General features: G+C 75.6%; 21 protein-coding genes. 20 read left to right on the top strand and 1 reads right to left on the bottom strand.

Translation table 11 applies throughout. The features are described from left to right. Positions 1-83 precede the first annotated feature (83 nt). From ACN27A_RS06045 to ACN27A_RS06000, 10 genes are all read left to right on the top strand, one after another. Positions 84-422 carry a TcmI family type II polyketide cyclase gene (locus tag ACN27A_RS06045; protein WP_132234740.1) on the top strand — a complete coding sequence of 113 codons (339 nt, stop codon included), beginning with the start codon at positions 84-86 and terminating at the stop codon, positions 420-422. Continuing rightward, positions 419-2,140, top strand: a complete 1,722-nt coding sequence (locus ACN27A_RS06040) for an acetyl-CoA carboxylase carboxyltransferase subunit alpha (RefSeq protein ID WP_421450273.1) — start codon at positions 419-421, stop codon at positions 2,138-2,140. Before ACN27A_RS06045 ends, ACN27A_RS06040 begins: the two co-directional genes overlap by 4 nt. 59 nt (positions 2,141-2,199) lie before the next feature. Then, complete coding sequence (gene accB, locus ACN27A_RS06035) at positions 2,200-2,736, top strand: acetyl-CoA carboxylase biotin carboxyl carrier protein (RefSeq protein WP_421458381.1); 537 nt, start codon at positions 2,200-2,202, stop codon at positions 2,734-2,736. Between the two features lie 13 nt (positions 2,737-2,749). Further along, a complete protein-coding gene (locus ACN27A_RS06030) occupies positions 2,750-4,129 on the top strand; it encodes an acetyl-CoA carboxylase biotin carboxylase subunit (protein ID WP_421450272.1) in 1,380 nt (459 codons plus the stop codon). Beyond that, complete coding sequence (locus ACN27A_RS06025) at positions 4,126-4,851, top strand: SRPBCC family protein (protein WP_421450271.1); 726 nt, start codon at positions 4,126-4,128, stop codon at positions 4,849-4,851. Before ACN27A_RS06030 ends, ACN27A_RS06025 begins: the two co-directional genes overlap by 4 nt. Further along, on the top strand, positions 4,844-5,248 hold the full coding sequence (locus ACN27A_RS06020) for a cupin domain-containing protein (RefSeq protein WP_151456459.1): 405 nt from the start codon (positions 4,844-4,846) through the stop codon (positions 5,246-5,248). The genes ACN27A_RS06025 and ACN27A_RS06020 overlap by 8 nt, the downstream gene beginning before the upstream one ends. Continuing rightward, a complete protein-coding gene (locus tag ACN27A_RS06015; RefSeq protein WP_421450270.1) occupies positions 5,245-6,519 on the top strand; it encodes a beta-ketoacyl-[acyl-carrier-protein] synthase family protein in 1,275 nt (424 codons plus the stop codon). Before ACN27A_RS06020 ends, ACN27A_RS06015 begins: the two co-directional genes overlap by 4 nt. Continuing rightward, entirely contained in the window at positions 6,516-7,763 is a 1,248-nt protein-coding gene (locus tag ACN27A_RS06010) for a beta-ketoacyl synthase N-terminal-like domain-containing protein (RefSeq protein WP_421450269.1), read from the top strand. The genes ACN27A_RS06015 and ACN27A_RS06010 overlap by 4 nt, the downstream gene beginning before the upstream one ends. 83 nt (positions 7,764-7,846) lie before the next feature. Next, positions 7,847-8,149, top strand: a complete 303-nt coding sequence (locus ACN27A_RS06005) for an antibiotic biosynthesis monooxygenase family protein (protein ID WP_421458379.1) — start codon at positions 7,847-7,849, stop codon at positions 8,147-8,149. Positions 8,150-8,824: 675 nt separating this feature from the next. Then, positions 8,825-10,210, top strand: coding sequence for a class I adenylate-forming enzyme family protein (locus ACN27A_RS06000; protein WP_421450268.1), 1,386 nt, complete (start codon positions 8,825-8,827; stop codon positions 10,208-10,210). Here the strand turns inward: ACN27A_RS06000 and ACN27A_RS05995 are convergent. After that, entirely contained in the window at positions 10,141-11,028 is an 888-nt protein-coding gene (locus ACN27A_RS05995) for a 4'-phosphopantetheinyl transferase family protein (protein ID WP_421450267.1), read from the bottom strand. The two genes, ACN27A_RS06000 and ACN27A_RS05995, sit on opposite strands and share 70 nt — an antisense overlap. Positions 11,029-11,043: 15 nt before the next feature. Here ACN27A_RS05995 and ACN27A_RS05990 point away from each other — a divergent pair, with 15 nt between their 5' ends. The 10 genes from ACN27A_RS05990 (at position 11,044) to ACN27A_RS05945 (ending at position 19,939) form a co-directional block, all read left to right on the top strand. Then, a complete protein-coding gene (locus tag ACN27A_RS05990; RefSeq protein WP_311412663.1) occupies positions 11,044-11,310 on the top strand; it encodes an acyl carrier protein in 267 nt (88 codons plus the stop codon). Further along, entirely contained in the window at positions 11,310-11,594 is a 285-nt protein-coding gene (locus tag ACN27A_RS05985) for an acyl carrier protein (RefSeq protein ID WP_421450266.1), read from the top strand. Before ACN27A_RS05990 ends, ACN27A_RS05985 begins: the two co-directional genes overlap by 1 nt. Then, positions 11,587-12,669, top strand: coding sequence for a beta-ketoacyl-[acyl-carrier-protein] synthase family protein (locus tag ACN27A_RS05980; RefSeq protein WP_421450265.1), 1,083 nt, complete (start codon positions 11,587-11,589; stop codon positions 12,667-12,669). Before ACN27A_RS05985 ends, ACN27A_RS05980 begins: the two co-directional genes overlap by 8 nt. Further along, a complete protein-coding gene (locus ACN27A_RS05975) occupies positions 12,666-13,223 on the top strand; it encodes a beta-ketoacyl synthase chain length factor (protein ID WP_421450264.1) in 558 nt (185 codons plus the stop codon). Before ACN27A_RS05980 ends, ACN27A_RS05975 begins: the two co-directional genes overlap by 4 nt. Next, positions 13,220-14,836 (top strand): class I adenylate-forming enzyme family protein, encoded by a 1,617-nt coding sequence (locus ACN27A_RS05970; RefSeq protein ID WP_421450263.1) that lies wholly within the window; start codon positions 13,220-13,222, stop codon positions 14,834-14,836. Before ACN27A_RS05975 ends, ACN27A_RS05970 begins: the two co-directional genes overlap by 4 nt. After that, positions 14,833-16,071 carry a beta-ketoacyl-[acyl-carrier-protein] synthase family protein gene (locus ACN27A_RS05965; RefSeq protein WP_421450262.1) on the top strand — a complete coding sequence of 413 codons (1,239 nt, stop codon included), beginning with the start codon at positions 14,833-14,835 and terminating at the stop codon, positions 16,069-16,071. Before ACN27A_RS05970 ends, ACN27A_RS05965 begins: the two co-directional genes overlap by 4 nt. 71 nt (positions 16,072-16,142) lie before the next feature. Next, on the top strand, positions 16,143-17,246 hold the full coding sequence (hppD, locus tag ACN27A_RS05960; protein WP_421450261.1) for a 4-hydroxyphenylpyruvate dioxygenase: 1,104 nt from the start codon (positions 16,143-16,145) through the stop codon (positions 17,244-17,246). Continuing rightward, entirely contained in the window at positions 17,243-18,172 is a 930-nt protein-coding gene (locus ACN27A_RS05955) for a phytanoyl-CoA dioxygenase family protein (RefSeq protein ID WP_421450260.1), read from the top strand. Before hppD ends, ACN27A_RS05955 begins: the two co-directional genes overlap by 4 nt. Position 18,173: 1 nt before the next feature. Beyond that, complete coding sequence (locus ACN27A_RS05950; protein ID WP_421450259.1) at positions 18,174-18,971, top strand: DUF3050 domain-containing protein; 798 nt, start codon at positions 18,174-18,176, stop codon at positions 18,969-18,971. Continuing rightward, entirely contained in the window at positions 18,968-19,939 is a 972-nt protein-coding gene (locus ACN27A_RS05945) for a thiamine pyrophosphate-dependent dehydrogenase E1 component subunit alpha (RefSeq protein WP_421450258.1), read from the top strand. Before ACN27A_RS05950 ends, ACN27A_RS05945 begins: the two co-directional genes overlap by 4 nt. Positions 19,940-19,941: the final 2 nt, after the last annotated feature.

Genomic DNA, 19,941 nt, shown 5'->3' with positions numbered 1-19,941 from the left:
GGGGGCCGGATCGTGTCGCCAGTCGTCCGGCTAGGCCGGTGCCGTCGTCACCGACGCCCGATGCCGTGGAGGGAGGCCCGTCCATGGACCGTTCGCTGATCGTCGCGAAGGTGGTGCCGAGCGCCGAGGCGCGTGTCGCCGAGATCTTCGCCGACTCCGACGCGACCGAACTGCCGCGCCTGGTCGGGGTCCGGCACCGGTCGCTCTACCGACTCGGTGACCTGTACGTGCACCTGCTGGAGACGGAGTCGCCGGGCGGGGCAGCGGTCGAGGCGGCCCGGGGACACCCCGAGTTCGCCAGGGTCAGTGCCCGGTTGCAGCCGTACGTGTCGCCGTACCTGCCGACGTGGCGGGAGCCGCGCGACGCGATGGCCCGCTGCTTCTACCGCTTCGACGCCGCGCCCGTCGGGCGGTCGTCGTGACCGCCACCGCGCCCCGTGAGGGGCAGCTCTGGTCCCGCTGCGGTGGCTGCGCCACCCTGCTCTACCGCAAGCGGCTGCGGCGCAACCTCGACGTCTGCCCCGAGTGCGGGGCGCACGCCCGGGTCGACGCGCCCGAGCGGCTGCTCCAGCTCGTCGACCCGGGGTCGTTCACCGCCCTGCCGGAGCGGCCGGCCGAGGTCGACCCGATCGGCTTCGTCGACCTGCTGCCGTACCCGCACCGGCTCACCGCCGCCCGCGCGGGCACCGGGTTGGCCGAGGCGGTCGTCTGCGGCACCGCCACCGTCGGGCGGCAGCCGTGCGTGCTCGCCGTGATGGACTTCCGGTTCCTCGGCGGCAGCCTGGGCTGCGTCGTGGGCGAGCTGATCACCCTGGCCGCCGAGCGGGCCCTGACCGACGGGGTCCCGCTGGTCCTCGTCACCGCCTCCGGTGGGGCCCGGATGCAGGAGGGTGCCCTGTCGCTGATGCAGATGGCCACGGTCAGCCAGGCGATCGCCGCGCTGCGGGAGGCCGGCCTGCTCACGGTCAGCGTGCTCACCGACCCGACGTACGGGGGCGTGGCCGCCTCGTTCGCCACCAACACGGACGTGGTGCTCGCCGAGAGCGGCGCGCGGATGGGCTTCGCCGGCCCCCGGGTGATCCGGCAGGTCACCGGCCGGGACCTGCCGGAGGGCTTCCAGACCGCCGACTTCCTGCTGCGGCACGGCCAGGTCGACATGGTGGTGCCCCGGCACGCCCTACGGGGACGGCTGGTGGCGCTGCTCGCCGCCGCGCGGGCCGGGCGGCGGCCGGCGTCGCGTCCCGGCGTACCCCGGCAGGAGCCGTCGCCGCTGGTGGCGCGCCCGGCCGGCGGCGCCGCCGCGACGACGGCGCCGGGCCCGGGCGGCGACGCCTGGGAGACGGTACGGCTGGCCCGGCACCCGGGTCGTCCGACCACGCTGGACTACCTGGAGACGGCGTTCGACGGCTTCGTCGAGCTGCACGGCGACCGGCTCGGCGCGGACTGCCCCGCCGTGGTGGGCGGGCTGGCCCGGCTCGACGGGCGGCCCGTCATGGTCATCGGCCACCAGAAGGGACACACCACGGCCGAGCTGGTCGGGCGCAACTTCGGCATGGCCAGCCCGGCGGGGCACCGCAAGGCGCTGCGGCTGATGCGTCTCGCCGCCCGCCTCGGCCTGCCGGTGGTCACCCTCGTCGACACCCCCGGGGCGGATCCCGGCGTGCGGGCCGAGGAACAGGGCCAGGCGGCGGCCATCGCGGAGAACATCCTCGCCCTGACCGTGCTGCCCACCCCCGTCGTCGCCGTGATCACCGGCGAGGGCGGCAGCGGCGGTGCGCTGGCGCTCGCGGTGGCCGACCGGGTGCTCATGCTCCAGCACGCCGTCTACTCCGTGATCAGCCCGGAGGGCTGCGCGGCGATCCTCTGGCCGGACCGGGGCGCCGCGCCGCAGGCGGCCCGCGCGCTGCGGCTGACCGCCCCCGACCTGTGCCGGCTCGGGATCGTCGACGACCTCGTCCCCGAGCCGGCCCCGGCCGCCCACCACGACCCGCAGGCCGCCGCCCGAGCGCTGCGCGAGGCGGTGCTGGCGCACCTGCTGCCGCTGCTCGACGTGCCGCCCGCGACGCTGGTCCGCCGTCGGCGGCAGCGCTTCCGGCGCTTCGGCGCCGCCCGCCTCGGCGCCCGGGCGGGTGCCCGGTGAGCGCCGGCGTGATCCGGGCCGCCGTGCCGCCGGCATCCGGGCCGGCGGCGGTCGTCGCGGTGCCGGCACCTCCTCCGCAGCCGTCGCCCGGAGTCGGGCGGGCGTCCGGCGCAGAGGCGGCGTCCGGGGTGGAGGCGGCGTCGGGCGCGGAGGTGGGGCAGCGGGTGGACAGCGTGCTCGCCGGGCTGCGGCGGCACGCCCGGCACCTCGTGGCCGAGCTGCCCGGCCCGCTGCGGCGGATCAGGCTGCGCGGCGGCGACACGGTGCTGGAGGTGGAGTGGCACGCCGCCCCGACCGGGACCGCCCCCGCCGCCACGGCGAGCCCGGCACCCCCGCCGACCGCCGCGCCGCCGCAGGGGTACGCCGTGCGGTCGCCCATCGTCGGCACGTTCTACCGCGCGCCGGAGCCGGGCGCCGCGCCCTTCGTCGCCGTCGGCGACCTGGTCCGTCCCGGGCAGGTCGTCGGCATCGTCGAGGCGATGAAGCTGATGAACGAGGTGACCGCCGACCGGGGTGGCCGGGTCGTCGAGGTCCTCGCGGCCGACGGCCACCCGGTCGAGTACGACCAGCCGCTGGTCGCGCTGGACCCGGCGTGAGGGGCGGGTCGCGATGTTCGAGAAGGTCCTGATCGCCAACCGGGGGGAGATCGCCCTGCGGGTCCTGCGCGCCTGTCGCGAGCTGGGCGTGCGTACGGCGGTGGTCTACTCCACCGCGGACGCCGACTCCGCCGCCGTGCGCCTGGCCGACGAGGCCGTGCGGATCGGGCCGGCGGCCAGCCGGCGCAGCTACCTCAACGCCGCCGCGATCGTGGAGGCGGCCCGGCAGGTGGGCGCGCAGGCGGTGCACCCCGGCTACGGCTTCCTCTCCGAGGACGCCGACTTCGCCGAGATCTGCGCCGACAACGGCCTGGTCTTCATCGGCCCGCCGCCGGAGGTGATGTCCGTGCTGGCCGACAAGTCCTCGGCGCGGGCGCTGATGCGCCGGGCCGGGCTGCCCCTGCCGCCGGGCAGCGTCGCGCCGGTGCCCACCGCCGCCGCGGCGGCGGAGGTGGCCGCCGAGGTCGGCTACCCGGTGATCGTCAAGGCGGCGGCCGGCGGTGGGGGCCGGGGCATGACGGTGGTCGCCACCCCGGCCGAACTGCCCCGGGCGTACGCGCGGACCCGCGCCGCCGCCCAGGCCGCCTTCGGCGACGACCGGGTGTACGTGGAGCGGTACCTGACGGGTGCCCGGCACGTCGAGGTGCAGCTGCTGTGCGACTCCCACGGCAACGGCGTGCACCTGGGCACCCGGGACTGTTCGGTGCAGCGCCGCCACCAGAAGCTGGTGGAGGAGGCGCCCGCCCCGGCGCTGTCGGCCGGCACCTCGGAGGCCATCGCGGAGTGCGCCCTGCGCGGCGCCCTGCACGCCGGCTTCACCGGCGCCGGCACCGTGGAGTTCCTCGTCGACCCCGACGAGCGGTTCCACTTCCTGGAGATCAACTGCCGGATCCAGGTCGAACATCCCGTCACCGAGATGATCACCGGGATCGACCTGGTGCACGAGCAGCTGCACATCGCCGCGGGGGTGCCGCTGCGCTGGCGGCAGGAGGACGTCCGGTTCCACGGGGTCGCCATCGAGTGCCGGGTCAACGTGGAGGACCCGGACCGTGGCTTCGCGCCGACGCCCGGCCGGCTGGAGCGCTTCGTACCGCCCGGCGGCCCGTTCACCCGGGTCGACACGCACGGCCACGCCGGCTACCTGTTCGGCCCGCACTACGACTCCCTGCTGGCCAAGGTGGCGGTCTGGGCACCGGACCGGGAGCTCGCGCTCAACCGGCTGGAACGCGCCCTCGACGAGTTCGACATCGCCGGCCCCGGGGTCCGCACCACCATCCCGTTCGCCCGGCGGGTGCTCGACGACGCCGGATTCCGCAAGGGCCGCTACTCCACCGGCCTGGTCGAGCAGTTGCTCGCCGGCCCGCCCGACGCACACCACAGGAGGCTCCGATGACAGTCACCCATGGCCGTCCGCTGACCGCCGAGATCACCGACATCCTGGTGGCCAACTGCGGGCTGGACGCCGACGCCGCCGCCCGCGCCCCGGCCGCGTCCCTGGAGGAACTCGGCATGGACTCGCTGGCGCTGCTCGAACTCTCCGCCGTGGTCGCCGACCGCTGGCAGGTGCAGATCCCCGAACAGGCCGGGCAGCTCAGCATCGCGGGCGTAGCCGAGCTGGTCGCCCGCCACGCCGACCAGCCCGGGCACACGGAGAACAGCGTGCTCATCGCCGCGCCGCTGCCGCTGGTGTGGGACGTCACCAACGACGTCGCCAACTGGCCGCAGCTGTTCACCGAGTACGCCCGCGCGGACATCCTGCACCGCGACGGCGACACGGTGCGGTTCCGGCTCACCATGCACCCCGACGAGAACGGCACGGTGTGGAGCTGGGTCAGCGAACGTACCGCCGACCCGGTCACCCGGCAGGTCGACGCCCGGCGGGTGGAGGCGGGGCCGTTCGAGTACATGCGCATCCACTGGCGCTACACCGAGGAGCCCGGCGGAACCCGGATGACCTGGGTGCAGGACTTCGCGATGAAGCCCACCGCGCCGGTCGACGACGCGGGCATGACCGACCGGATCAACGCCAACAGCGCGGTGCAGCTCGCCGTCATCAAGGAGAAGATCGAGCGGCTCGCCGACGCCGACCGGGCGACGGGAGCCGGCGATGAGTGAGCGGACCCTGCGGCTGGTCGCCGCCGCCGACGTCGCGCCCGACGGCCGCCGCGGCGGCGAGTTGCGGGTGCTGCTCGGTCCCAAGACCGTCGGCAGCACCTCGGGTTTCATGGGGGTGGCGACGCTGCGCCCGGGGGAGCGGATCGCCGAGCACTACCACCCGTACAGCGAGGAGTTCCTCTACGTCGCCCGGGGCACGATCACCGTCGACCTGGACGACGAGCCGGTGCCGCTGGCCGCCGGAGAGGCGCTGTTCGTGCCGCGCAACGTCCGGCACCGGCTGCGCAACACCGGGGACGAGCCGGCCGAGGTGGTCTTCCACCTCGGACCGCTGGCGCCCCGCCCCGAACTCGGTCACGTCGACACCGAGCTGGTCGAACAGCGAGGCGGATCGTGAGTGGGCGCCGCACGGTGGTGACCGGCGTCGGGGTGGTCGCCCCCGGCGGCGCCAGCCGGGACCGGTTCTGGAAGACCATCACCGAGGGGCGTACGGCGACCCGGCGGATCACCTTCTTCGACCCGTCGGCCTTCCGCTCCCAGATCGCCGCCGAGTGCGACTTCGATCCGGTCGCCGCCGGCCTCACCGCAGACGAGCTGCGGCGCGCCGACCGGTACGTGCAGTTCGCCCTCGCCTGCGCCGCCGAGGCCCTCGCCGACGCCGGTCTGGAGCTCACCGACGCCGAGCGGGACCGCACCGGCGTGGTGCTCGGCACCGCCGTCGGCGGCACCACCGCCCTGGAGCAGGAGTACGTCACGGTCAGCGACACCGGCCGCCGGTGGCTGGTCGACGCCGGGCGCGGCGGCCCGTACCTCTATCAGGCGCTCGTGCCCAGCAGCCTCGCCGCGGACGTGGCGTGCCGGCACGGGCTGCACGGCCCCGCGCAGGTGGTCTCCACCGGTTGCACCTCCGGCATCGACGCGATCGGGTACGCCCACCAGCTCATCGCCGACGGCGAGGCCGACGTCGTGCTGGCCGGGGCCGCCGACTCGCCGATCTCCCCGGTCACCGTCGCCTCGTTCGACGCGATCAAGGCGACCAGCCCGGACAACGACGACCCGGCGCACGCCTCCCGCCCGTTCGACGCCGACCGGCACGGCTTCGTCCTCGCCGAGGGGGCGGCGGTGCTGGTGCTGGAGGAGGCCGGGCACGCCGCGCGCCGCGGCGCGCACGTCTACTGCGAGGTGGCCGGCTACGCCAGCCGCAGCAACGGCTACCACATGACGGGGCTGCGGCCCGACGGGCTGGAGATGGGGCTGGCCATCTCGGCCGCCCTGAAGCAGGGCCGCATCGCCCCCGAGCAGGTCTCCTACATCAGCGCCCACGGCTCGGGCACCCGGCAGAACGACCGGCACGAGACCGCCGCGTTCAAGCGGGCGCTGGGTCAGGCCGCGTACCGGGTGCCGATCAGCTCGATCAAGTCGATGGTCGGGCACTCGCTCGGCGCGATCGGCTCGATCGAGATGGCCGCGTGCGCGCTGGCCGTGGAGTACGGCGTGGTGCCGCCGACGGCCAACTGGAGCACCCGCGACCCGGAGTGCGACCTGGACTACGTCCCGAACGAGGCGCGGGAGCTGCCGGTCGACGTGGCGCTCTCGGTGGGCAGCGGGTTCGGCGGCTTCCAGTCGGCGATGGTGTTCCGCCGGCTGCCCGGGCGGGTGCTGCCGTGACCGCGCGGGCCGTGGTGACCGGCATCGGCGTCGTCGCGCCCAGCGGGATCGGCGTGGACGCGCACTGGCGTACCGTGCTCGCCGGCACCCGCCGCACCGGGCCGATCACGCTGTTCGACTCCGCCGGCTACCCCACCCGCCACGGCGGGGAGGTGCCCGGCTTCGACGCCGCCGCGTACGCCGACAACCGCCGGCTGGTGCAGACCGACCGGTGGACGCACCTCGGCTTCGCCGCCACCCGGCTGGCACTGGCCGACGCCGGCCTGCCCGAGCGGGCCCCCGACCCGTACGGCTACGCCGTGACCCTGGCCAGCTCGTCGGGTGGGAACCTGTTCGGGCAGCGGGAGCTGCAACGGCTCTGGGGCGGGCCGTCGCGCACCGTCGGGGCGTACCAGTCGATCGCCTGGTTCTACGCGGCCAGCGTCGGGCAGCTCTCCATCCATCACCAGTTCAAGGGGCCGTCCGGGGTGCTGGTCGCCGAGACCGCCGGCGGGCTGGACAGCCTGGCGCACGCCGCGCGGGCCGTACGCCGGGGCACGCCCGTGGTGATCGCCGGGGCGACCGAGTGCCCGCTGAGCCCGTACGCCCTGGCCTGCCAGCTGCGCTCCGGCCTGCTCAGCGACGTGGCCGACCCGGAGCGGGCCTACCGGCCGTTCGACGCCGCCGCCAGCGGCTACCTGCCCGCCGAGGGCGGCGCGGTGTTCGTGGTGGAGGAGCTGGGCCACGCGCTGTCGCGGGGGGCCCGCGTGTACGGCGAGGTGACCGGCTGGGGCGCCACCCACGACGCCGTCCACACCGGACCCGACACCGCCGGCGACCCGATCCAGTACGCCCGCGCCATGCGGCTGGCCCTGGACCGGGCCGGCGTCGGGGCGGAGACGGTCGACGTGGTGCTGCCCGACGCGCTCGGCGTGCCCCGCTACGACCGCAGCGAGGCCGTGGCGCTCCGCGCCGTCTTCGGCGACCGGCCGCCCCCGGTCAGCACCCAGAAGCCGCTGACCGGCCGCGCACACCAGGGCGGCTCGGCGCTGGACGTGGCCACCGCGCTGCTCGCGTTCGGCCACGACACGCTGCCGGCCTCCGCCGGCCCGGACGAGGTGGCCGAGGGCTGTGAGCTGGACTTCCTGCGGGAACACCGGCGACCGCGCAGCCGACTCGCGCTGGTCTGCGCCCGCGGCTTCGACGGTTTCAACAGCGCGCTGGTCCTGCGTGGGGCCGCGCCGCAGAGGGGAGTGACGCCGTGAGCGAGCAGGCCACCGGTACGACGCCCGTCGGGTCCCGGGTCGGGGCGCAGCGGACAGCCGACGCGAACGCCCAGCGGGCCCGGGTGGTGTTCCTGGTACGGGTGCCGCAGGAGCGTACGGAGGCGTTCCTGGCCGCGTACGAGGCGGTCCGGCACCTGGTGGCCGGGGGCGTTGCCGGCCACCTCGTCGACCAGGTCTGCCGGTCGTCGGCCGACCCGGAGCAGTGGCTGATCACCAGCGAGTGGGTGAGCCTGGCCGACTTCGAGGCGTGGGAACGCAGCCCGGAGCACCGGGACCTGGTCCGGCCGATGCGGGAGTGCTTCACCGACGCCCGGTCGCTGCGCTTCCTCATCCACGCCCAGACCCCCGCCACGTCCCGACCCTGATCTCCGTCTCGGCTGTTCTGCCCCCTCACCGGCTGCCTCGCCCGCCGGTGCGGGGTCGCGGGCTGTTCACCCGCTGGCCGCGAGGCGCGAGTGGAACACCATGGGTGTCAACGACAGCCGGTGACACCCGTGGTGTTCCACTCGTGCGGTGGCACGCCGGCATGTCGCCCCGGCACATGTCGCTTGTGGCGCGGCCCGTCGCACAGCACGCGCGGGGCCTGCCGCCGTGACGCCGCCCGCGGTGCACGCCAGGCCTGACGTGTCCGCCACCCGGGCGCTCGCCGACAGGCGCCGATCGCCGACCGACGTGCCGGCCGGGCCTGGCGTCGCCCGCCGCGCCCCGCCCGCGCGGCAGTCCCACCCGGCCCGTACGGCAGCACCGTTCAGGCTCGCCCCGGGGGGCCGTACCGACGCGCCTGAAGAGCACCATCGGCCGTCCGGTGGGCGTGCCGCGCCGTACGCACGACGGGTCATCCGGCGGATACCCTCAGTCGACGTACACGCCCGATACTGCCCGCCGAACCGGTCGTGGGCAATCCGGCCGGCCGCCCTTTCTGATCTAGCCATTTGCATCTAGCTATGCATCCGGACGGCGTCGTAAGGTTCCCCGCAGCACCCCGACAGGCACACCTTATGGGCGGTTCCGCCCTAATTGAGGCTGGGCGGTGAACGGTAGTGGCGACGGGAAATCCTGCGGCGACAGACCCGCTCTGGGTTGATGAAATTCTGCTCGAAGGCCGTTCGACCGACATTTGTCTCCGACTTCCCGAACCGGTCGACCGGGGCGCCCTGCGGCGGCTGGTGGCCGACGCGCAGGCCCGCCTCGGCGCCGCCGGACTACGCCCCGGGGGCGCCGTCGCGCTGCGGCTGCCGCCCTCGCTGGCGTACGTGGTGAACCTGCTGGCGACCTGGCGCAGCGGGGCCCAGGCGATCCTGCTCGACCACCGCCTCACCGACCACGAGGTCGACCGGGCACTCGCGCGGCTCACCCCGCAGGTGGTGGTGGCCCCGGTCCGCACCGGCGGCGGCGGGCTGCGGATCTTCGTCGACGTCACGGAGGGCGTCACCGCCTACGCCGACCGCCCGGCGGTCAGCGGGCACGCGGTGATCCAGCTCAGCTCCGGCTCCACCGGACCGTCCAAGGTGATCGGTCGTACCGCCGACGACCTGGTCGCCGAGGTACGCCGCTACACCCGCATCGACGGGGTGGCGCTGCCCGGCGAGCGGATCGTCCTGCTGCCCTCGATGGTGCACGTGCTCGGCCTCGTCGGCGGCCTGCTCTACGGCCTGCACGCCGGGGTCGAGCTGGTGCCGCCGGAGCGGCTCGCCGGTGACGCGGTGCTGGCCGCGATCGCGTCCGACGACTCGCCGGCCACGGTGCTCGGCGTGCCGTTCCACATCGGACTGCTCGCCTCCACCCGTCCCACCGGGCCGCTGCCGCAGTTCAAGCGGATGACCACCGGCGGCGAGCTGGTGCCGGCCGCCGTGGCCCGCGCCTTCACCGACCGGTACGGCGTGCCGCTGGGCAACATGTACGGGATGACCGAGGTCGGCGTCATCGGCACCGACCTGCACGGCCGGCACCGCCCGTCCATCGCTCCGGCGCCCGGCGTCGAGGTCCGCGAGGTCGACGGTGAGCTGTGGGTGAGCTGCCCCGCGTCGCCGTACGTCGGGCCGAGCGACCCCACCCGCTGGGCCGACGGCTGGCTGCGCACCCGCGACGCCGGCGTCGTGCACCCGGACACCGGCCTGGTCACCGTTCGCGGGCGGCTCGACTCGCAGGTCTCCGTCGGCGGTCTGAAGGTCGACCTGACGGAGGTGGAGGCGACCGTCGCCGAGTTGGCCGGCGTCGCCGCCGCCGTGGTCGTCTTCGACGGCGGCATCACCGCCTACGTGCAGCCGGACGGGCCGCTGTCGGAGGAGGTGCTCGACAAGCTGATCGCCGAGCGGCTGGCCGGCTACAAGCGCCCACGCACCCTGCGCCTGGTGGATCAGCTGCCGCGTACCACCACCGGCAAGCTGGTCCGCTCGACCGACGCGCTGCGGGCGGCCGCCACGTGAGCGCGGCACCGCGCGGCCCCGACGGCCCCGTCCGATCCGACCGACACCGCCTGGACCAGCAGCGCCCCGACCGACACCACGTGGACCGGCACCGCCTCGTCGGCGACCACCGCGACCGCCAGGACCAGGCCCCCACCAACGCGGGGATGCCCGACGCGCAGGCGCCTGCCGCCGGGCGCCGGCCCCAGCGCCCCGCCGAGGCCCTCGGGCACCGGCCGCCACGCGCCGTCGAAGGTGCCGGGCGCCGGCCGCTGCGCCCCGTCGGGGGCAGCGGTCCCCGGTCGCAGCGCGCCGTCGAGGGCGTCGGTCTCCGGCCGCAGCGCCCCGTCGGGGTCGTCCGGCACCGGCATGAGCCGCCGCAGGCCGCCGCCGCGCAGCCCCGTCCCGAGCGCCTTGCCCACGGCCTCCTTCGCCGTCCACAGCCGCAGGAAGTCGCGGGCCCGCCCATCGGCGTCGCGCCCCGCCAGCCACGCCGCCTCGGCCGGCGCGAACCATCGCCCGGCCAGCGCCAGGGCGGGCAGCGGACGGCACCACTCCACGTCGATCCCCACCGGGCCGGCCGCCCGGGCGGCGACCGCGACCACCCCGTCGGCCCGGCTGACGCTGACCGGCAGCTCCACCCGGGCCCCCGCGCCGGGCACCGTGACCAGCGGACGCCCGTCGCGGCCGTGCTCCACCACGAACTCCGCCTCCGCACGGCCGAGCAGCGCGGCACCCGCGCGCCGCAACAGCCGCCCGGCCGGGACCGGCCGAGCGCCGACACCCCGGCCGATCCACACGTACGCGGTGTCCCGACCGGGCACCGGTAACTGGCTCACGGAAAGAGGTTAACCATGCGACCCGAGATCCGCGCCTTCGTCGTCGAGCAGCTCGAGGACATGAACTACGACGTCGAGGGCCTCGACGACGAGACGACCCTCGGCCCGTCCGGGGTGGACCTGGAGTCGTTGGCCCTCGCCGACCTCGCCGTACGCGTCGAGGACCGCTACGGCCTGAAGTTCGCCGACGACGAGTCCGAGAAGCTGGCCCTGATGACGGTCGGCGAGTTCACCACGATGGTCGCCGACCGGGTCGCCGGGGCGACGAGCGACGACTCCTGATGGCCGGTCAGCCCGACCTGGAACGGGCCGACCTGGTGACCATGCTCGCCGACCTGGCCGGCAAGCCGGCCGCCGAGGTCGGCGACCGGATCGGCTCCATGGAGCTGGCCTGGCTGGTGCACCTCGTCGAGCAGCGCCTCGACCGGCGCCTCGACCTCACCGACGACCAGCTCGCCGGGATCCGTACCGTCGACGACGCCCTGGCGGTCTTCCGGGCGTGCCTGGCGGCTGCGACCCCGCCGCACACCTCGCCCGATCCGATGACCGCCGCCGCCGATGGCTGAACCGGCGACCGTCCAGCTCACCGGCGTCCACGCGACCAGCGCGCTCGGCAGGGGAGCCGACGCGCAGCTCGCCGGCGTGCTGGCAGGCGTACCGCCGTTCCGGCCGGTGGACCGCTTCGACACCGCACCCCGCCGGGTGGACGCCGCCGCCGTCCTGTCCGACGCCGGTGACCTGGCCGACGAGCTCGCCGAGGCGGTCGACGCGGCCTGCCGGGGCGCCGGGCTCGACGCCGGTCGCCGGGCCGGCACGGCCCTGCTGCTGGCCGTGCACGGCGGCGCGCACGTGCCGGCGCTCACCACCGCGCTGGCCGCCCGGACGGGGCTCACCGGCCCGGCCCGGGCGTACACCACCGCCTGCGTCTCGGCCAGCAGCGCGGTCGCCGACGCCGCCGCCCTGATCCGCCGGGGCGACGTCACCCGGGCGGTGGTGGCCGCCGGCTACCTGGTCGAGCCGGACCAGTACGCGCTCTTCGACGCCGGTCGCGCCCTCGCCACCGACGGCGGGGTGCGCCCGTTCAGCGCCGGCCGCACCGGGCTGCTGCTCGGCGACGGCATCGCCGCGGTGGTGCTGGAGTCGCGGGCCGCCGCCCGCCGCCCGGTCGCCGACCTGCTCGGCTGGGGCCGGGCCGGGGACGCGTTCCACCCGTGCCAGCCGGAGCCGGGCGGGCGGGGTCTGGCCCGGGCGGTCACCGCGGCGCTGCGCCGGGCCGGACTCCCGGCGGAGGCGATCGGGTACGTCAACGCCAACGCCACCGGCACCGGCCACAGCGATGCCGCCGAGGCGGCGGCCCTGCGCACCGCGCTCGGCGCGGCGGCGGCACGCGTTCCGGTCAGCTCCACCAAGGCGCTGCACGGGCACGCCCTGGAGGCCTCCGGCCTGCTGGAACTGGTGGTGACCGTGCTCGCCCTGCGGCACGGGAAGCTGCCCGTCAACGCCGGCTGGCTCGGCCCCGATCCGGCCTGCCCGCTGGACGTCGTCCGCGACGCGCCACGACCCGCCGCCACCGGGTACGCGCTGAGCCTCAACGCCGCCTTCGGTGGCGCCAACACGGCGCTGCTGGTGGGTGCGGCATGAGCGGGACCGCGCAGCACCCCGCCGGCCGACTGACCGTGCTGGCCGAGGCGGCCTGGCCCGAGCCGGGCGACGGGGCGCCGCCGCCGGTGCCCGGGTACGTGCACTCCCGCTTCCCGCCCCTCGTCGCGGCCGTGGCCGAGCGCTGCCTGACCCGGGCGTACGGCCGGCGGCCGGCCCCCGACGGCGAACGGACCGCGGTCGTGCTGGTCAGCGCGGCCGGGGACCGGGCCAGCGCGGCGCACGTGCGCGCCACGGTCGCCGCCGGCGGCCGGCCCGGGCCGCTGTTCTTCTTCCAGTCGGTGCCCAACAGCGTGGCCGGACACGTGGCCGCCCGGTGGGGCCTCGGCGGGCCGGTGCTCTGCCTCGCGCCGATCGGTGATCCGCGCGCCGAGGGGATCGCGGAGGCCGAGCTGCTGCTGCACGACGGCGACGCCGACCGGGCGTTGCTGGTCCTGATCGAACAGGCATCCGTCGACGGCGGTGCGCGGGACGCGGGCGGACAGCCCGGAGCCCGAGCCGTCGCGGTGCTGCTGGGGGGAGGAGACGCACCATGAGGAAGAGGGGACTGCGCGGGGCGCTGGCCGCCGACGAGCGGATCGGCGCCGGCAACGTACTGGCCCGGGTGCTGGCGCACGGCGCCGACCCGGACGGGCCGGGCCTCACCTTCGACACCGCCGTGGACGGCCACCCGGCCGGGCGGGCGCTCACGCTGGGCGGGCTCGACGAGCGGGTCGCCGCCCGCGCCGCCTGGCTGCACGAGCGGGGGATCAAGCCCCGCGACCCGGTCGCCGTGTGGGCCACCGCCGCCGCCGACATGGTGCTCAGCTACCTCGCGCTGACCCGGCTCGGCGCGATCCCGGCGCTGATGAACGGCGGGCTGCGCCCCGAGATCGCCGCCGAGTACATCCGCCGGCTGCGCGGCGTCGGGGTGCTCGCCGACGACGCGCACCGCGCCCTGCTGGCCGACCACGACCTCGGGGTACCGGTGCTCGGCACCCCGGCCGAGGCGGGCGCGGGCGACCCGGCCGCCGCGCCGCAGCACTACCGGCACCACGGCGACGACCCGGTCGTCATCACCCACACCTCGGGCACCACCGGGATACCCAAGGCGGTGCTGCACTCGCACGCCAGCCTCTTCGCCGCCACCCGGCACCTGCTCGCCATGCCGCAGGCGCAGGGCACCGGCCGCATCCTCAACGCGCTGCCCGCACCGCACACCGCCACCGTGCTCATGGTCAACCAGGCCCTCGGCAACCGCGCCGAGATGCTCCTGCTCTCCGACCAGGGCGGGGAGCGGGTGCTGGAGGCGATCCAGCGCTGGCGTCCCGACGGGGTGTTCGGGTTCTCCGTGACGTGGGCGGAGCTGGCCCGCTTCGACCTGTCCGCGTACGACCTGGACTCGGTGTCGCTGTGGTTCAACACCGGCGACTGCTCGCACGAGCCGCACGTGCGCCGGCTCGTCGCGGTCGGCTCCCGCGACGTGGTGACCCGCGAGGGGGTCACCCGGGTGCCCGGCTCGGTCTTCATCGACGGGCTCGGCTCCAGCGAGATGGGCCACTCGATGTTCCACATCACCCACCGCGTCGACACCGACCGGTACGGCCGCTGCGTCGGCCGGCCCTACCGGTTCGCGAAGGTCGCCGTGCTCACCGCCGACGGGGACCCGGCACCGGTTGGCGAGGTGGGCTGGCTCGGCGTCGACTCGCCGTCGCTGTTCCGGGGCTACTGGAACGACTCGGCCACCACGTACCGGTCCCGGCAACGCGGCTGGTACCTGACCGGCGACCTGGTGTACGCCGACGACGAGGGCCGCTACCACCACCTCGACCGGGCCGTCGACGCGGTCGACGCGGGGGACGGGCGGTGGTTCTACACGGCGCTCTCCGAGGAGCGCGTCCTCGCCGCCTGCCCGGACGTCACCGACTGCACGGTGGTGATCACCTCGGGGGTCGACGGGGTGGTCACCGACGTGCTGCTGGAACTCGCCGCCGGCGCCGACCCCGCCGAGGACCGCACCGGGCGGGTCCGGGCCGCGCTCGGCCCGGACGTCGGCGCGACCCTGCGCCGGGTGGTGCTGGTCCGCTCCGCCGACATCCCGGTCACCGTCACCGGCAAGGTGCGCAAGGTGGTCCTGCGGGAGCGCTACCTCAGCGAGGCGCCGTCATGACGGCCGTCATCACCGGGATGGGGCTGTTCACCCCCGCCGGGCGGGGCGTCGACGCCACCTTCGACGCGCTCTGCTCCGGCCGCTCCGGACTGACCCGGCCGCCGGCCGGGCACCCCGCCGCCGGGTCGCTGGAGGTCGCCGGCGTGCTGCCGGACGTCGACCCGCGTACGGTCGCCTCCGGGCCGGAGACCAGGGTCCTGGACCGGGTCGTGGTGCTCGCCCTGCTCGCCGCCGCCGACGCGCTCGCCGACGCCGGCATCGAGGTGGGCCGGGACGTGGACCCGGGCCGGATCGGGGTGATCGTCGGCGGCGTCGGCGGGATGGCCACCCTGGAGGCGCAGGTGCTCACCCGCGCCGCGCGCGGCCGGTCGGCGGTCAGTCCCTACCTGCTGACCGGGATCCTGCCGAACATGCCGTCGGCCCGCATCGCCATCCGCCACGGCATCCGCGGCTACACCTCGTCGGTCGGCACCGCCTGCGCCTCCGGCGCCCAGTCGATCGCCGACGCGCTGCGGCTGATCCGCGCCGGGGAGGCCGACGTGGTGCTCTGCGGCGCCAGCGAGGCGCCCCTCTTCCCGACCTTCGCCGACACCTTCGGCAACGCGCGGGCGCTCGCCCGGGGCTGGGCCGACCCGACCGCCGCGAGCCGGCCGTTCGACGCCCGCCGCAACGGGTTCGTCCTCGCCGAGGGCGCGGCCCTGCTGGTGCTGGAACGCGCCGCGCACGCCGCCGCCCGGGGCGTCACCGGCTACGCCGAGGTCGCCGGGTACGGGGCCACCACCGACGCGTACCACCCGACCGCCCCGAGGCCCGACGGCGCGGGCGCGGCGGAGTGCATGCGGCGGGCGCTGGCCAGCGGCGGCGTGCCCGCCGCGCGGGTCGGCTACGTCAACGCGCACGGCACCGGCACGAAGCTCGGCGACATCGCCGAGACCACCGCGCTGGCTGACGTGTTCGGCGCCGACGGGGTGCCGGTCAGCTCCACCAAGGCGCTCACCGGCCACCTGCTCGGCGCGTCCGGCGTGCTGGAGGCGGCGGCCACCGCGCTGGCGCTCGGCCGGGGCCTGCTGCCGCCCACGCACAACCTCGACGACCCCGACCCGGCCTGCCCGGCGGACCACATCCGCGCCGAGCCGCGCAGGACGGACACCGGATACGCGCTGACCAACTCCTTCGGCTTCGGCGGGCAGAACGTGAGCCTGCTGCTCGCGCGGGCCGCCCGGCCGAGGGACTGACCCCGCACCATCCCGGGCGGACCGCGCCCGGACGGCAACCACGGCGGAGACCGTGGAAAGGGCTGAGGACATTGGACATCCGAGCAATCGACCACATCGAACTCTTCGTGGGGGACGCCCGGCAGGCGGCCTTCTACTTCGACCGGGCGGTCGGCTTCCAGCTGCGCGGCCAGGGCGGTCCCGAGACCGGGCTGGCCGACCAGCGGTCGCTGCTGCTGAGCCAGGGCGACGTCCGGATGGTGCTCACCACCGGGCTCACCGCCGAGCACCCGGCGTCGCGGTACGTGCAGCGCCACGGCGACGGCGTGGCCGTGGTCGCGTTGGAGGTCGACGACGCCGCGGGCGCGTACGCCGAACTGGTGCGCCGGGGAGCGGTGGGGGTGACGCCGCCGACCACCTTCACCGGCGCGGACGCCGAGGTGGTGACCGCCGAGGTGGGCGGCTTCGGCGACGTGCTGCACCGCCTCGTGTCCCGCCACGGCGACCGGGGCGAGTTCCTGCCCGGGGCGGTCGAGATGACGCCCCCCGACGACGGCGGCGGCAAGCTGCTCGCCGAGATCGACCACCTGGCGGTCTGCGTGCCGCCCGGGCAGCTCGACGAGACGGTCCGGCACTACCGGGACGTGTTCGGGTTCGCGGAGGTCTTCGCCGAGCACGTGGAGGTCGCCGGGCAGGCGATGAACTCGACGGTGGTGCAGAGCCCGTCGGGACGGGTGACCCTGGTGCTGCTGGAACCCGACCGTTCGCGCAGGCCCGGGCAGCTGGACGCCTTCCTCGACCAGCACGCCGGCGCCGGGGTGCAGCACCTGGGGCTGCGCACCGACGACATCGTCACCGCGGTGGCCGTCCTCGCCGAGCGGGGCGTGCGCTTCGCCGGCACCCCGGCCAGCTACTACGACGCGCTGGAGGCGCGGGTCGGCCCGGTGGACGCGCCGCTGGACCGGCTGCGCGACCTCGGCGTGCTCGTCGACCGCGACCACGGCGGCCAGCTGCTGCAGATCTTCACGGAGTCCATGCACGTGCGCCGCACGCTCTTCCTGGAGCTGATCGAGCGGCGCGGGGCGCGGACCTTCGGCAGCGGCAACATCAAGGCGCTCTACGAGGCCAAGGAACGGGAACTGGCCGCGGCGGGCACCGCCGTCGCGGCCCCGACACCGCAGGAGGTGCGGACGTGACCGCGACCGAGTTCGAGCCGGCACTGACCGCCGAGGAGGAGGCGCTGCTGCCCTCCGCCGACGACGTGGCGTTCTACGCCGCGCACGGCTGGTACCTGTCGAAGAAGCTGCTCACCGACGACGAGGTGGACGCCCTCACGGCCGCCGCCGACCGCTACTACGCCGGCGAGCGGGACCGCCGCCTGCCGGTGCGCCCGGCGCGGCTCGCCTACTGGGAGCCGTCGAAGGGCCCGGTGCAGCGGCACAACGACTACGTCCACCACGAGCACGACGTGCTCGGGGCGATCCTGCGCAAGCCGCTGATCGGCGCGGTCGCCGCCCGCCTCGCGGGCGCCACCGAGATCCGCGTCTTCCAGTCCACGCTGATCCAGAAGCCGCCGGTCTCGGGCGAGCCGTCGAACATCGTGCCCTGGCACTTCGACAAGCACTACTGGGCGTCCTCGTCGTCGGAGGACATGCTCACCGCGTTCATCCCGTTCCACGACTGCGGTGAGGAGATGGGCACCATCACGATGGTCGACGGCTCGCACCGCTGGGCGGAGATCGGCGCCGACGACACGGTGGTGCGCCACTTCGCCGACCGCGACCGCGGCCAGCTGGAGGAGATGCTCGCCGAGAACGCGGCCCACAACGGCGTGGAGATCCGCAAGGTGCCCATGGTGATCCCCAGGGGACACATGAGCTTCCACCACTGCCGCACCTACCACGGCAGCGGCGCCAACGTCAGCGGCCGCCCGCGCCGGGCGATCTCGCTGCACCTGCAGGACGGCGAGAACGCCTGGCGGGAGTATCGGCTCTCCGACGGCACCCTCGCCGCGTACAACCACGACGTGCTGGTCCGCCGCACCGACGACGGGCGGCCGGACTACGCGGACCCCGAGTACTGCCCGGTCATCTGGCGCGACCGCGCCCCGCAGGGAGGCTGACATGTCACGGTACGACTGGGGTAGGACGCACCCGGGGATCGAACGGCTGGAGAAGGCGGTGGGCGAGCGCCGCGAGGCGGTCGTGCGGCACCCGCTCTACGCCGCTCTCGACACCCACGAGGCGCTGGTCACCTTCATGGAGCACCACGTCTTCGCCGTCTGGGACTTCATGTCCCTGCTGACCTCGTTGCAGCGGCAGCTCACCTGCGTCACCGTGCCGTGGATCCCGACCGGGCCGACCGGCAGCCGCCGCCTCATCAACGACATCGTGATGGTGGAGGAGAGCGACGAGCTGGGCGACGGCCACATCAGCCACTTCGAGCTGTACGTGCGGGGCATGCGCGAGGCCGGCGCCGACACCACCGCCGTGGACACGCTGATCGACCTGCTGCGGGCCGGCCGGCCGGTGGCCGAGGCGCTGGTGGCGGCCCGGGTGCCCGCGCCGTCGGCGGCGTTCGCCGCGACCACCTGGCGGATCATCGAGTCCACCCCGGTGCACTGCCAGGCCGCCGCCTTCGCCTTCGGCCGGGAGGACCTCATCCCCGACATGTTCACCCAGGTCGTCGCGGTCAACGAGCGCAGCCGGCGGCTGCACACGTTCGTCGACTACCTGGAGCGGCACATCGAGGTCGACGGCGAGCAGCACACCCCGATGGCCATGCAGATGCTCGCCGACCTGTGCGGCGACGACGACGCCAGGTGGCAGGAGTGCGCGGACACCGTCAACACCGCGCTCGCCGCCCGCGCCCGGCTCTGGGACGACATCCTCGCCGCCGTCAAGCAGGGGCGCGAGCGGTGACCGACGCCGACCCCGTCCGGCTCTACCGGACGGTCCGGCTGATCCGCCGCTTCGAGGAGCGGGCGATCGGGCTGGTCCGCTCCGGGCACGTCGTCGGCGGCATCCACCCGTACCTCGGGCAGGAGGGGATCGCCGCCGGGGTGTGCGCGGCGCTGCGGGCCGACGACGTGGTCGCCGGCACCCACCGGGGGCACGGGCACGTGCTCGCCAAGGGCGCGGACCCGGCCCGGATGATGGCCGAGCTGTGCGGCCGGGTCACCGGCCTCAACGCCGGCCGGGGCGGCTCGATGCACGCCGCCGACTTCGCGGTCGGCGTGCTCGGCGCCAACGCCATCGTCGGCGCGTCCGGGGCGATCGTCACCGGGGCGGTCTGGGCGCGCCGCCGGCGCGGCGACGACGTCGTCGGGGTCAGCTTCTTCGGCGACGGCGCGGTCAACGAGGGGATGCTGTTGGAGGCGTTCAACCTGGCCGCGCTGTGGCGGGTGCCGGTGCTGTTCGTCTGCGAGAACAACGGCTACGCCACCACGATGCCCGTCGCGGGCGCGGTCGCCGGCAGCATCCCGGGCCGCGCCGCCGCGTTCGGCATCCCGGCCGCCGTCGTCGACGGCCAGGACCCCGAGGCGGTACGCGACGCCGCGAGCGCCGCCGCCGACCGGATGCGCGCCGGCGGCGGCCCCGAGCTGATCGAGGCCCGCACCTACCGCTTCGACGCCCACCACACCTTCGAACACGCGGTACGCCTCGACTACCGCCCGCCGGACGAGGTGGCCCGGGGCCGCTCCCGCGACCCGGTGGACATCCAGGGCGCGCGGCTGCCCGCCGCCGTACGGTCCGGGGTGGACGCCGAGGTGGAGGAGGTGCTGACGCGGGCCGTCGAGTTCGCGCTCGCCAGCGCGGAACCGGACCCGGCCGACGCCCTCGCCCACCTGTACGCCAGCGGCCTGACCGCGCGCACCGGAGGTGGCTAGCG

This window comes from Micromonospora sp. WMMD737 (genome assembly GCF_049179055.1).
Classification (GTDB): domain Bacteria; phylum Actinomycetota; class Actinomycetes; order Mycobacteriales; family Micromonosporaceae; genus Micromonospora; species Micromonospora reichwaldensis.
This window is presented reverse-complemented; position numbering and strand designations above follow the sequence as displayed.